At 61.9% G+C, this 12,263-nt stretch carries 11 protein-coding genes; 7 read left to right on the top strand and 4 right to left on the bottom strand.

The window, feature by feature from the left end; translation table 11 throughout:
* Nucleotides 1-7 precede the first annotated feature (7 nt).
* Nucleotides 8-943, top strand: a complete 936-nt coding sequence (locus tag G3N95_RS17075; protein ID WP_205971265.1) for an endo alpha-1,4 polygalactosaminidase — start codon at nt 8-10, stop codon at nt 941-943.
* Between the two features lie 3 nt (nt 944-946).
* On the opposite strand, the gene G3N95_RS17070 is transcribed toward G3N95_RS17075, so the two are convergent.
* On the bottom strand, nt 947-1,570 hold the full coding sequence (locus tag G3N95_RS17070; protein WP_205971264.1) for a LysE/ArgO family amino acid transporter: 624 nt from the start codon (nt 1,568-1,570) through the stop codon (nt 947-949).
* 97 nt (nt 1,571-1,667) lie between these two features.
* Here G3N95_RS17070 and G3N95_RS17065 point away from each other — a divergent pair, with 97 nt between their 5' ends.
* Nucleotides 1,668-2,561 carry a LysR family transcriptional regulator ArgP gene (locus G3N95_RS17065; RefSeq protein ID WP_205971263.1) on the top strand — a complete coding sequence of 298 codons (894 nt, stop codon included), beginning with the start codon at nt 1,668-1,670 and terminating at the stop codon, nt 2,559-2,561.
* Between the two features lie 35 nt (nt 2,562-2,596).
* Here the strand turns inward: G3N95_RS17065 and G3N95_RS17060 are convergent, their stop codons facing one another.
* Nucleotides 2,597-3,949, bottom strand: coding sequence for an NAD(P)/FAD-dependent oxidoreductase (locus G3N95_RS17060; RefSeq protein WP_205971262.1), 1,353 nt, complete (start codon nt 3,947-3,949; stop codon nt 2,597-2,599).
* Between the two features lie 127 nt (nt 3,950-4,076).
* On the opposite strand from G3N95_RS17060, the gene G3N95_RS17055 reads away from it, so the two are divergent.
* The 4 genes from G3N95_RS17055 (at nt 4,077) to G3N95_RS17040 (ending at nt 9,277) form a co-directional block, all read left to right on the top strand.
* Complete coding sequence (locus G3N95_RS17055; protein ID WP_205971261.1) at nt 4,077-5,030, top strand: LysR family transcriptional regulator; 954 nt, start codon at nt 4,077-4,079, stop codon at nt 5,028-5,030.
* A gap of 260 nt (nt 5,031-5,290) precedes the next feature.
* Nucleotides 5,291-6,880 carry a cytosine permease gene (locus tag G3N95_RS17050; RefSeq protein WP_205971260.1) on the top strand — a complete coding sequence of 530 codons (1,590 nt, stop codon included), beginning with the start codon at nt 5,291-5,293 and terminating at the stop codon, nt 6,878-6,880.
* Between the two features lie 60 nt (nt 6,881-6,940).
* Nucleotides 6,941-8,332, top strand: coding sequence for an FAD-dependent oxidoreductase (locus G3N95_RS17045; RefSeq protein ID WP_205971259.1), 1,392 nt, complete (start codon nt 6,941-6,943; stop codon nt 8,330-8,332).
* 768 nt (nt 8,333-9,100) lie between these two features.
* Nucleotides 9,101-9,277, top strand: coding sequence for a hypothetical protein (locus tag G3N95_RS17040; RefSeq protein ID WP_205971258.1), 177 nt, complete (start codon nt 9,101-9,103; stop codon nt 9,275-9,277).
* A 7-nt stretch (nt 9,278-9,284) separates the two neighbouring features.
* Here the strand turns inward: G3N95_RS17040 and G3N95_RS17035 are convergent, their stop codons facing one another.
* Nucleotides 9,285-9,656, bottom strand: coding sequence for a cupin domain-containing protein (locus G3N95_RS17035; RefSeq protein WP_205971257.1), 372 nt, complete (start codon nt 9,654-9,656; stop codon nt 9,285-9,287).
* Nucleotides 9,657-9,818: 162 nt separating this feature from the next.
* Here G3N95_RS17035 and G3N95_RS17030 point away from each other — a divergent pair, with 162 nt between their 5' ends.
* Nucleotides 9,819-11,246: an aldehyde dehydrogenase family protein gene (locus G3N95_RS17030; RefSeq protein WP_205971256.1), complete on the top strand. Its 1,428-nt coding sequence runs from the start codon at nt 9,819-9,821 to the stop codon at nt 11,244-11,246.
* 15 nt (nt 11,247-11,261) lie between these two features.
* Here the strand turns inward: G3N95_RS17030 and G3N95_RS17025 are convergent, their stop codons facing one another.
* The gene (locus G3N95_RS17025; protein WP_205971255.1) at nt 11,262-12,212 is read right to left on the bottom strand and encodes a LysR substrate-binding domain-containing protein; all 951 of its coding nucleotides are present in this window, start codon (nt 12,210-12,212) and stop codon (nt 11,262-11,264) included.
* Between the last annotated feature and the right edge of the window lie 51 nt (nt 12,213-12,263).

Genomic DNA, 12,263 nt, shown 5'->3' with positions numbered 1-12,263 from the left:
TCCGATCATGACAGCCAGTTCTCTCGCCCGCCTGGGTGTTTCGTGGATCGTCGTCGCATGCGCGGCCGTGGCGATCCTGTTGCTGTCGGTGGCGTGGGTGCGGCCCGCGCTGGCTGCGTGCAAGCGGGTGTCGTCGACGGGCATCGGGGCCGTCGCGTTCTTCTACGGCGCGAACGTGCAGGCGGAGCGCTTCGAACCGTTCGATACCGTGGTGATCGAGCCCGACAGCGGTTTCGATCCGCGCACGCATACGGCGCATTGTCCGAACTGGTATGCGTATGTGAGCGTCGGCGAAGTGACGAAACAGCGCGCGTATTACGCAAAGATGCCGAAGACATGGTTCGCGGGCAGCAATGCGGCGTGGTCGTCGACGGTCGTCGATCAAACGGCGCCGGGCTGGCCCGCGTTCCTCGTCGACGAGATCGTCAAGCCGCTGTGGGAGCGCGGCTATCGCGGCTTTTTCCTCGATACGCTGGATTCATACCAGCTCGTCGCGAAGACGGACGTCGAGCGGGCGCAGCAGCAGGCGGGCATCGTCGCCGTGCTGCATGCGCTGAAGGCGCGTTATCCGCAGGCGCAACTGATACTGAATCGCGGCTTCGACATCCTGCCGCAGGTCCACGATCAGGTCGCGGCCGTCGCGTTCGAATCGCTGTTCGGCCGCTGGGACCAGACGAATCAGCGCTACGACGACGTACCCGAGAACGATCGCGAATGGCTGCTCGCTCAGGCGCGGCAGATTCATGAACGCTACCGTCTGCCCGTTATTTCGATCGATTATTGTCCGCCCGACGACGATGCGTGCCGTCGCGAGATCGTTCAGAAGATCGAGGCGCTCGGCCTCGTGCCGTATGTGACGGATGGCGGATTGCAGACGATCGGCGTGGGCGGCACGGTGCTCGCCGACACCGCGCCGCTGAAGAAGGTGAAGTTCAGGCGCTGAACATCAGCGCAGCTGCGTGACGGCCAGCAGCAACACCATGCTGCCGATCGCGCCATCCAGCACGCGCCATGCGGTGGCGCGCTTGAAGAGCGGTGCAAGCGCCCGCGCGCCATATCCCAACGCCACGAACCAGACCGCGCTCACGGCCATCGCGCCGACTGCGAATGCGGCGCGCGACCCTTGCGCTTCGCGCGCTCCCGCCGTTCCGATCAGCAGAAACGTATCCAGATAGACGTGCGGATTGAGCCACGTGAACGCGAGCGTCATCAGCACGATGGGCATTGCGCGCTGCGCGGGCGGCGCGGTGTCGCCGTTCGCATCGGTGTCGAGTACGGCATGGCCGGGGCGCAACGCGCGACGCAGCGCACTGATGCCGAACCACGCGAGATAGGCGAGCCCCACGTACAGCAGCGCGTGAATGAAGGTCGGATAGCGCTCGACGAGCACCGACGCGCCACCGACGCCCGCGCCGATCAGCAGGAAGTCCGACAGCGTGCACAGCAGCACGATCTTGCCGATATGCGAGCGCATGATGCCTTGACGGAGTACGAACGCGTTTTGCGCGCCGATCGTGACGATCAATGAGGCGCACAACGCGGCGCCGTGCGAAAAAGCCAGCCAGTTCATGATGGTTTGGAGAGAAGAATGAATCGGATGGCGAGAGTGTGCCGTGATGGTTAGAATAAGAGAAGCTAATTTCCGTAACGCCGATTAAGGAACGCTAATGCTCGACTATGCTTTGCTGGATGCGCTCGCGGCTGTCGTGCGTCACGGCTCGTTCGACCGCGCAGCCGCGGCGCTGAACGTGACGCCTTCCGCCGTGTCGCAACGGGTGAAGCTGCTTGAAGAACGCGTCGGCAGCGTGCTTGTCAAGCGCGGGCAGCCTTGTACTGCGACCCGTTCGGGCGCGTTGCTGTGCCGGCATACGGAACGGGTGCAATTGCTGGAGGCCGAACTCAACGGGCGCATGCCCGAACTGCCCGGCGCGCTGCTCGAACCGTGGCCGACCTTGCGCGTGGCCGTGAACGACGACAGCGTCGGCACGTGGTTCATCGATGCCGTCGCGGACTTCTGCGCGGAGCGAGGCATGCTGCTCGATCTCGTCATCGACGATCAGGACCATACCGCGCAGCGGATTCGCGATGGCAGCGTGCAGGGCGCAGTGACGACGCAATCGGAGCCGGTGCAGGGATGCCGCTCGACGCGTCTTGGACGGATGCGCTATCTCGCCGTCTGCACGCCCACATTCTACGAGCGCTATTTCAGCGAAGGCATCAGCCGCGACACGCTGCGCCGCGCGCCGTGTGTCGATTTCAATCCGAAAGATCAGCTGCAAACGCGCTTCGTGCGCAAGATTACGCGCGCCGAGGTCGATGCGCCGACGCACTGGATTCCGCATGTGTCGGGTTTTTTGCGCGCGTGTTCGACGGGGCTGGGATGGGGCATGTGCCCCGAGCGGATGATCGCCGCGCAGCTCGAAAGCGGCGAACTGATCGACATGGCGCCGGGCAAGCATCTCGATGTCGATCTGTACTGGCAGAGCTGGCGGCTGTCGATTGGCTGGCTCGATGACTTCGGCGCCGCGCTGCGCACGCGGTCGGCCGAGTTTCTCGACTGACCGCGTGCGTTGGTCTTCTTTACGTCATGCGTGTGTCAATGCAGCCGGATCACAGGGTGCACGCGGCGACGCAGCCAATGGCTCGCGGTATCGAGCGCCATGCGTGCGAAACCGCTGACCGTCATCACGTGCCGGCGATAGATCAGCCGGTACACGACGGTGGCGAGCCAGCCATCGACGAACACGGGGCGCTCGCGCAGGCCGCTCAGGCTGCCGATCGTGCCGACGTCGCCAAAGCCGACCAGCGTGCCCGCGTCGCGATACGTGAACTCGGGCAGCGCTTCCCCGCCGACACGGCACTTCAGCGCACGCGCCAGGAACATCGCCTGCTGATGCGCAACCTGTGCGCGCGGCGCGAGAAAACCATCCGCGTGCGAAGGGCAGGCAGCGCAATCGCCTAAGGCGAACACGTTTTCATCTGTGGTGGTTTGCAGCGTGCGGCTCACCAGCACCTGTGCGTTGCGGTTCACGTCGATGCCGTCGAGCACGCGCAACACGGGCGGCCCCGCGATGCCCGCCGTCCAGATCGCGATATCGCTCGGCAATGGCTGGCCGTCGTGCGTACACACGGCGTCGGCGCGCACTTCCGTCACACGCGTATTCGTGAGCACGTCGACGCCGAGACCGCCCAGGATCCGCTGCGCACGCGCGGAAACGCGCTGCGACAGCGCAGGCAACACGCGATCCGTGCCTTCGATCAGGCGAATGCAGAAATCACGCTCCGGGTCGAGTGCAAAGAGGCTGTAGCGATGCATCAAACGGATGCTGTCGCGCAATGCCGCCGCGAGTTCGACGCCCGTCGCGCCCGCACCGATGATATTGATCGACACCGGCTGCACCTGCTGCGCGCCGCTCACGCGCCGCAGGTGGTTCGCTCGCGTGCAGGCATCGAGCAGCTTGCGCCGGAACGATTCCGCATGCGTGACGGTTTCGAGCGGCAGCGCATGATCTGCCGCGCCCTTCACGCCGAAGTAGTTCGTCACGCTGCCGAGCGCGAGTACGAGCGTGTCGAACTCGACGTGGCGCGCGGGCAGCACTTCACGGCCGTCTTCGTCGCGTGTGGCGCTGATCGTGATGCGATGCTGCGCGCGATCGAGCGATTGCAGTGCCCCCTGTTCGAACGCGAAGCCATGACGGCGCGCCTGCACCGCGTATTGCAGCTGATGCGTGGCGGGATCGATCTGGCCAGAGGCGGCTTCGTGCAACAGCGGCTTCCAGAAGTGTGTAGGCGAGCGGTCCACCAGCACGATTTGCGCGTGCCCGCTCTTGCCGAGCGATTCGCCGAGACGCGTGGCGAGTCCCAGTCCACCCACGCCGCCGCCAACGACGACGATTCGGTGCGGCGCAGTGCGTGTGCTGCTTGCTGTTTGTCGATCGATCGTGGTCATGATGCGTACTCTCCTGAACGTTTTTCAATGCGATTCATGCGTGAACATCATCAGTGAGGTCGAGTATAGAATCGGGGGAAACCGCAGCACAATTTAATGTTTGTACCGAACATATAGGTTTTCACTTATGTTGAAAGCAGCGACATTTCGGCAATTGAAGGCGCTCCATACGGTGGCGAAGCTGGGCAGCGTATCGGGCGCGGCGGAGGAATTGCGTCTGACGCAGCCTGCTGTGTCACTGCAGATCCGTTTGCTCGAAGAAGCGGCTGGTGCGCCGCTTCTGCAACGTGTGGGCCGCGGCGTGCAACTGACGGCGGCGGGCGAAATCCTCGCACGTTATGCGCTCGAAATTCTCGATCTGTGGAATGGCGCCGCCGACGATCTCGCTGCCTTGCACGGCGAGCAGGGCGGCACGCTGCGCATCGGTGCGATCACGACGGCCGAGTATCTGATCCCGCCGTTTCTCGTGCGCTTTACGGAGGCGCGTCCGCAGGTGAAGGTGCAGTTCAAGGTGGGCAATCGCGCGGACATCATCCGTATGCTGGCGACGCATGAAATCGATCTCGCCGTGATGGGCAGTCCGCCGCGTGAGCTGCGCACGGTCGCGACGGTGTTCGCGAAGCATCCGATGGCATTCGTCGCGTCGCCTTCGCATGCGCTGATGAAAAAGAAGCGGCTCTCGTTCGGCGATCTGCAGTCGGCGAACCTGTTCGTGCGCGAGCGAGGCTCGGGCACCCGGTCGACCGTCGAGAACCTGTTCAAGCAGGCGGGCCACAAGATCCACATCGGCTCCGAGTTGTCGAGCAACGAGGCGATCAAGCAGCTGGTCGAAGCGGGGCTGGGCATATCGTTCCTGTCGCTGCATGCGTGCACGCTGGAGTTTCAGGCGGGACTGCTCGCGTTGCTGCCGCTACCGGACAACCCGATCGAGCGCGACTGGTACGTGATGCATGTGTCGGACAAGCGTCTGCCGCAGGTTGCGAGTTTGTTCCGCGACTTTCTGATCGAACAAGGCATGAAAGGCAGCGTGCCGATTCCGATGCCGTCCGTCGCGGCCGCGAAGAAGCGTCGCCATGTATGAAATCTGCCGATTTTTTTCGACGTTTGTCTCTTTCAGCCCCTCGCCGATGACTTTCCGAGGTCTGTCAATCCGCTCGCAAATCCTTACCGGGCGAGGATTGCGGCTTACATCGACTGATATCGAAGTAAAGGTTGCGCCGACGATATTTGTGGCTGAATTGTTTCTCTTTACAGTGGCGTCCAGACATTGGTTAAAAAAGCGGACGCCCGAAGCCTGTGGCGAGCCGCGTGATTTCCCTGGCCGTCAGAGGAGTCGGAGACATGAGCAGCCGTAACGAGAGCAACAACAGCAGTATCACGACCGTCGAGACCTTCGGTTTCGAGCGTATCCCCGACGCGTCCCGCTATGCGCGGCCCATCGATCTTTTCCGCCTGCTGTTCGGCGGCTGCAATACATTTTCGACTTCCGTGCTCGGCAGCTTTCCCGTGCTGCTCGGTCTGTCCTTCTGGGCAGGCGTTGCGTCGATCTTGATCGGCGTGCTGGTCGGCTCGTGCATTCTTGCGCCGATGAGTCTGTTCGGCATGCGCAACGGTACGAACGACCCCGTGTCGTCGGGTGCGCACTTCGGCATTCATGGTCGGATCGTCGGCTCGTTTCTCGCGCTGCTGACTTCCGTTGCGTTCTTCTCGCTTGCCGTGTGGAGTTCGGGCGATGCGCTCGTGGGCGGTGCGAACCATCTGCTCGGTCTTCCCGTGAACGGCTTCACGCTGAGCGTCGCTTACGGCATCTTTGCGGTGCTCGTGCTGACCGTGTGCATCTACGGCTTTCGCTTCATGCTGTGGGTCAACAAGATTGCGGTGTGGACAGCGAGCCTGCTGTTCATCGCGGGCATCTTCGCATTCGCGGGGCCGTTCGACAGTCATTACGCGGGCAAGGTGGCGCTGGGCACGATGGGTTTCTGGCCGGCCTTCGTCAGTGCGGTGCTGGTCGCATTGAGCAATCCCGTTTCGTTCGCGTCGACGATGGGCGACTGGGCGCGCTACATTCCGCAGAACACACCGAAGCACCGGACCATGCTCGCCGTGATGATCGCGCAGATCGCGACCTTCGTGCCGTTCTTCTTCGGCCTTGCGACGGCGACGATCATCGCGCAGAAGGCGCCCGATTACATCGCGTCGAACAACTACGTCGGCGGGCTGCTGGCGATCTCGCCGAACTGGTTCTTCCTGCCTGTGTGCCTGATTGCGATCATCGGCGGTATGTCGACGGGAACGACGGCGCTGTATGGCACGGGTCTCGACATGTCGAGCATGTTCCCGAAGCTGCTCAACCGCGTGCGTGCGACGCTGCTGATCGGCAGTGCGGCGATTGGCTTCATCTTTCTCGGGCGCTTCGTGTTCAATCTGGTCGAAAGCGTGTCGACGTTCTCGGTGCTGATCAACACGTGCAGCTGCCCGTGGATGGTGATCATGATCATCGGTTACGTGACGCGCCGTGGCTTCTATCTGTCCGACGACCTGCAGGTGTTCAATCGCTGCGGACGCGGCGGCCATTACTGGTTCACGCACGGCTGGAACTGGCGCGCGATGGGCGCATGGATTCCGAGCGCGCTGACGGGCCTGTGCTTCGTCAATCTGCCGGACCAGTTCGTCGGACCGCTCGGCCAGCTCGCGGGCGGCCTCGACATCAGCATGCCCGTCTCGCTGACGCTGGCTTGCACGCTGTACGTGATGCTGCTGCAATGCTTTCCGGAGCCGGATGGCGTGTATGGTCCGCAAGGCCGACGATGGCTGCGCGGCAGCCACAAGGCTACGCATGTGCAGATCCGGCAGGTGGAGCCGCGTCATGCACAAGGCAACAGAATGTCGGCGCCGCGCGAAGAAATATTCGACACGCAGGACGCAGCGTAATACAACAGAGCATGCCCTTGAGGCATCGTGATCAAAGCATTGAATTGAGCAGGTGAGAAGATGAGCGAGTCGGTCAAACGCGCATTCGAAGGTGTCAAGCTGTTCCCGTTCTGGCTGGACAATCCGGCGGCGCCCGCCGTCGAACGCGAACTGATCGGACCGACCACGGCCGGTCTGGTGATCGTCGGCGGCGGCTTTACGGGTTTGTGGGCTGCGATCCAGGCGAAGGAGAACGATCCCGATCTTGACGTCGTGCTGATCGAAGCGGGCAAGATCGCGTATGGCGCATCGGGCCGTCCGGGCGGGATCATTTCGACGTCGGTGATGCACGGTTTGCCGAACGCGACGCGGGTGTTCCCGAAAGATCTCGATGTGCTCGAGCGGCTTGGCCAGGAGAACCTCGACGGCTTCAAGGAATCGCTCGTGCGTTATGGCATCGAAGCGGATGTCGAGTGGAACGGCGAGATGACGGTGGCCGTCGAAGAGAAGCATGTGCCGCATTTGCAGACCGATTTCGAACTGCATGTATCGCACGGTCACGACGTGGTGTTGCTCGATAGCCAGAAAGCGCGTGAGCAGTTGAATTCGCCGTTGTTCGCGGGCGCGATGTGGTCGCGCAATCGCAGCGGCACGATTCATCCTGCGAAGCTTGCGTGGGGCCTCAAGGCGGCCGCTTTGAAGCTTGGCGTGCGGTTGCATGAGCATTCGCCGCTGACGCGTCTCGAAGATCACGGCAACAAGATGATCGTGTACACGCAGGCGGGGCGGATCGAAACCCCGCGCGTGCTGCTTGGCACGGGCACGGCGAATGTCGGCGTGTCGGACATCAACCGGCGTGTGATGCAGGTGCGCGATCACATCATCGCGACGAGTCCGCTGACGGATGAGCAGATGGCACGTATTGGCTGGAAGAATCGCCAGGGCGTGTATGACACGCGGACGCAGCTCAATTATTTTCGCTTGACGAAGGACAATCGGATCATCTTTGGCGGACGTGTCAGCTATCACTTTGGCGGGGATAACAATCCTGCGCAGGATCGTGATGAGCGTACTTACTACAAGCTTGCCGAGGCGTTTTATCGGACGTTCCCGCAACTGGACGATGTGAAGTTCACGCATGCGTGGGGTGGGCCGATCGACTATTGCTCGCGGGGCGCTGTGTTTGCGCGTAAGTATCACGGCGGGAAGACCGTTTTTGTTGCGGGGTATACCGGGTTTGGCGTTGCCGGGAGTCGGTTCGGCGCGCGGATGGGGCTCGAGATGCTATGGAATCGCGATACGTTGATCACTTCGCTCGATATCTCGCGGAAGGGGCCTTCTTATATTCCGCCTGAGCCTGTGCGGTGGATCGCCGCCAAGATCACTTTTAATGCGTTTGATGGGGCGGATGATCGGGGTGGGTGGAGGAGGTGGTGGATTAATTCCATCAAGGCGCTTGGGTTTCCTATGTAGGTTCTTGCCTGCGACGCAGTCGCCGTTCTTGCCTTCTCGGCGGGGGCTGCGCCTTTTGGGTTTGGCTCTGCGCTTTCGCTTGCATTCGCGATTTCACGTCGGTGTTCAGGCGTTGCCCCTGTGTTGCCTTCTCGGCGGGGGCTGCGCTTTTTGCGTTTGGCTCTGCGCTTTCGCTGGCATCCGCGATTTCACGTTGGTGTTCATGCGTTGCCCCTGTGCGGGGCGGCACCTACTTTTCTTTGCAGCGGCAAAGAAAAGTAGGCAAAAGAAAGCCGCTCACACCGCTAGCTCTTGTGCTTGCCTGCGGGCCCCCAGCGGGTCTCGCACTCCGCACGGCAACACATTGGTTTGTGCTCGTTGCCAACGCGTTGAGCAGTCGCATCACCCGCTTCGTTCGCGCGTAGAGCAGCCAGCGGCAGCGAATGGTTTGCGCCGCCCAGGTGGCAAACGGTGTGTAGGCCGTCGCGATGGAAGTGCATCACTCCGGACTGAAAAGCGGGATCGGTGTCGTAAGAGCGACAACGCGTACGGTGCGACAACCTACACACAGTTTGCCACCTGGGCGGCGGTGGACGTCTGGTAGTGCGGTACGTGATGCGGGAGTGTGAAGTGGGTGAGGCGTCAGTTAGCACGATGGCAATGGGCGGAAGATAGTGCGATGCCGTGTGGAGTGCGGGACCCGTAGGGGGCCCGCAGGCAAAAACAAGGATTGGCGGGGTTAGCGGCTTTCTTTTGCCTACTTTTCTTTGCCGCTGCAAAGAAAAGTAGGTGCCGCCCCGCACAGGGGCAACGCCTGAACACCGACATGAATTCGCGGATGCCAGCAATCGCGGACGCCAGCGAAAAGCAAACAGCAAACAGCAAACAGCAAAAACCGAAACAGAAACAGAAACAGAAACAGAAAACCGCGCAAAAAACCGCGCGGTTTTTAAGGAAGAGCAATGAACGAAGCTCAACCACAATACACAATGCTGTACTTCTTGGTAGCAACAGGCATATGCCAAGTACCGGAAAAGCCCTTGTGCAAGATGAAAGCATCCCCAGCGCGGTAGCGCTCGCTGCGACCATCGTCGCCAGTGATGACGACTTCACCTTCGATCAGAACGCAGACTTCATGAATCGGCAGATCGGAAAGCTTCAACGTGCCGGCATCGCACTGCCACACACCCGCAGTCAGTACATTGTCTGCATCGGAAAACGCAGTCAAAGCATGCGGCGCTTTAGCGCCATCGAGAATCACATCAGCAGGATCATGCAACGCAGGTTGCAAACCGGTAGCGCCAGGACCTTTAGCATCGATGCGGGTAAAAGTAGCATTGCTCATAAAACATACTCTCCAAAAAAATAGGAACATCAATGATGAACCGCGAGTCTGAGCCAAAGCCGCCCGGCAATGAATTTCGATTTGAAGACATGTAGTTTGAGTGCAGTCGATGTAACGCCAACGCATCGACTGTTGCCAGCCGACACCATTTGAGGAAACATCATGCAGCACGCCACGCAGTTCTATATCGACGGCAAATGGATCGACCCGATCGAGCCAAAAACGCTCGACGTAATCGATCCGTCGACAGCCCAGCCGTTCGCGCAAATTTCGCTCGGCAGCGCAGTCGATGTCGATCGCGCCGTCGCCGCTGCAAAGACCGCATTCGCCTCGTATTCGGAAACCACGGTGCAGCAGCGCATCGATCTGCTGCAATCGATCCTCGAGGTCTATCGCAAGCGCTACGACGACATGGTCGATGCCATCAGCCGCGAAATGGGTGCGCCGAAGCAGTTCGCACACGACGCTCAGGCGTGGACGGGTACGGCCCATCTGGAGACGATGATTCGCACGTTGCAGACGTTCGAGTTCGAGCAGATGAAGGGCAGCATTCTGATCCGCAAGGAGGCCGTGGGCGTGTGCGGTCTGATCACGCCGTGGAATTGGCCCGCTTTGCAGATCACGACCAAGGTCGCGCCCGCGCTCGCAGCGGGTTGCACGATGGTGCTCAAGCCGTCGGAACTCGCGCCGATGAGCGCGATGCTGTACGCCGAGATCCTTCACGAAGCAGGCGTGCCAGCAGGCGTGTTCAATCTCGTCAACGGCGAAGGGCAAGTGGTGGGCGATGCGATGTCGCGTCACAAGGACATCGACATGATGTCGTTCACGGGTTCGACGCGCGCGGGCGTGCAGGTCGCCAAGGCCGCCGCCGATACCGTGAAACGCGTGCATCAGGAACTGGGCGGCAAGTCGGCGAACCTGATCCTCGAAGACGCCGATCTGCGCGATGCCGTCACGCGCGGCGCACGCGCATGCTTCGACAACAGCGGTCAATCGTGCGATGCACCCACGCGCATGTTCGTGCCGCGCGCACGGATGGACGAAGCGCTCGGCTACGCGAAAGAAGTGGCCGCCGCACTCGTCGTCGGTCCCGCCGCTGCGCCGTCGAGCGATCTCGGTCCCGTCATCAGCCAGCAGCAGTTCGACAAGATCCAGTCGATGATCGAAGCCGGTGTGCGCGAAGGGGCCGTACTCGCAGCAGGCGGTCCGGGGCGTCCCGAAGGTCTCGGCGAAGGCTACTATGTGCGGCCGACCGTATTCGGCCACGTGACGCGCGACATGACCGTCGCGCGCGAAGAAATCTTCGGACCCGTGCTGTCGATCCTCGGCTACGACACGGAAGACGAAGCCGTCGCGATGGCCAACGACAGCATCTATGGTCTCGCGGGCTACGTGCAGTCGGCCTCGCTCGAACGCGCACGTGCCGTTGCGAGGCGCTTGCGTACGGGCACGATCTATCTGAACTACGCGGAGTACACGCCTGAAGCGCCGTTCGGCGGCTATCGTCAATCGGGCAACGGCCGCGAGTACGGCGAGTTCGGTCTCGAAGATTTTCTCGAGATCAAGGGTGTGGTCGGCTACGCGAAATAAGCCCTAAAACAAGGCCTAAAACAGCAGTTCGATCGAATGAAACAAACGGCGGCGGTCCGCGTCCTGCGACCGCGCGCCTTCATCGATCACTTCACGCAGACATTCGATAAAGCACGCGCCCGCAGGACTGACGGGCACGCCGCGCCGCGACGTGATGCTGACCGTCGTCTCGTCCACCACTTCGCGCAGCGGCAACGCGCGCAAATTCTCCTTCGCGATGTTCACCTCGACGAGCGGCCACGGAAAGATGCTGAGGAAGTCCGTCTGCTGAAGCAGGCCCAGCACGATCGCGAACGAATGCGCGAGATGGATCGTGTGCGGCACTCTCATGCCGCGCTTGCGGAACAGGTTGTCGGCCATCGACTCGCGGCTTGCCGGGTCCCAGTTCAACACCCATTGCGCATCCTGCAGTTCGTGCAGCGTGCGGCATTCGGCAAGCGGATGCCCGCGCCGCGCGACGACGGCCGAGTGCGTCGAGAAGAGCGGCACGTTATGAAACTCGGATTGCGGCGATGCGGGCGGCGGCCGGCCAATCGAAAAATCGAGGCTGCCGTCGCGCAGTCGCGGTTGCACGACGGCCAGTAATCCTTCGAAGAATTCCAACTGCACGTCGGGCATTTTCTGCTTGAAGCGATTGACCGTCTCGGGCAGAAACGTCAGTGCGAGCCACGGCGTCACGCCCACTGAGAGCTTGCCCGCCGCGGCGCCGCGCATCGCTTCGAGTTCGGCTTCGGCGCGCGCCAGTTGCCCCAGCACGAGCCGCGCATGCACGACGAGCGCGCGGCCATATTCGGTGAACGCGACGCCCGTCGTGCCGCGTATCACGAGCGGCGTGCGCAGGTCCGCTTCGAGTTCGCGCACGGACTTGGTCACGGCGGCGGGCGAGAGCCCCAGCTGGCGCGCGGCGGCACGGATGCTGCCCGTCTCCGCGATCGCGGCGAGCGTGCTGAGTTGGTGCAGTTTCATGTCGGGCAAATGAAGGGTGGCATCGCGGGTGGCAACTGCTGGTTGTCACCG

This window comes from Paraburkholderia sp. Tr-20389, from assembly GCF_017104565.1.
In the GTDB taxonomy this organism is placed as follows: domain Bacteria; phylum Pseudomonadota; class Gammaproteobacteria; order Burkholderiales; family Burkholderiaceae; genus Paraburkholderia.
This window is presented reverse-complemented; position numbering and strand designations above follow the sequence as displayed.

Excerpts from the sequence above, each read along its gene's own strand:
- G3N95_RS17075 (WP_205971265.1), top strand. The coding sequence starts at position 8 with ATGACAGCCAGTTCTCTCGCCCGCCTGGGTGTTTCGTGGATCGTCGTC.
- G3N95_RS17070 (WP_205971264.1), bottom strand. The coding sequence starts at position 1,570 with ATGAACTGGCTGGCTTTTTCGCACGGCGCCGCGTTGTGCGCCTCATTG.
- G3N95_RS17065 (WP_205971263.1), top strand. The coding sequence starts at position 1,668 with ATGCTCGACTATGCTTTGCTGGATGCGCTCGCGGCTGTCGTGCGTCAC.
- G3N95_RS17060 (WP_205971262.1), bottom strand. The coding sequence starts at position 3,949 with ATGACCACGATCGATCGACAAACAGCAAGCAGCACACGCACTGCGCCG.
- G3N95_RS17055 (WP_205971261.1), top strand. The coding sequence starts at position 4,077 with ATGTTGAAAGCAGCGACATTTCGGCAATTGAAGGCGCTCCATACGGTG.
- G3N95_RS17050 (WP_205971260.1), top strand. The coding sequence starts at position 5,291 with ATGAGCAGCCGTAACGAGAGCAACAACAGCAGTATCACGACCGTCGAG.
- G3N95_RS17045 (WP_205971259.1), top strand. The coding sequence starts at position 6,941 with ATGAGCGAGTCGGTCAAACGCGCATTCGAAGGTGTCAAGCTGTTCCCG.
- G3N95_RS17035 (WP_205971257.1), bottom strand. The coding sequence starts at position 9,656 with ATGAGCAATGCTACTTTTACCCGCATCGATGCTAAAGGTCCTGGCGCT.
- G3N95_RS17030 (WP_205971256.1), top strand. The coding sequence starts at position 9,819 with ATGCAGCACGCCACGCAGTTCTATATCGACGGCAAATGGATCGACCCG.
- G3N95_RS17025 (WP_205971255.1), bottom strand. The coding sequence starts at position 12,212 with ATGAAACTGCACCAACTCAGCACGCTCGCCGCGATCGCGGAGACGGGC.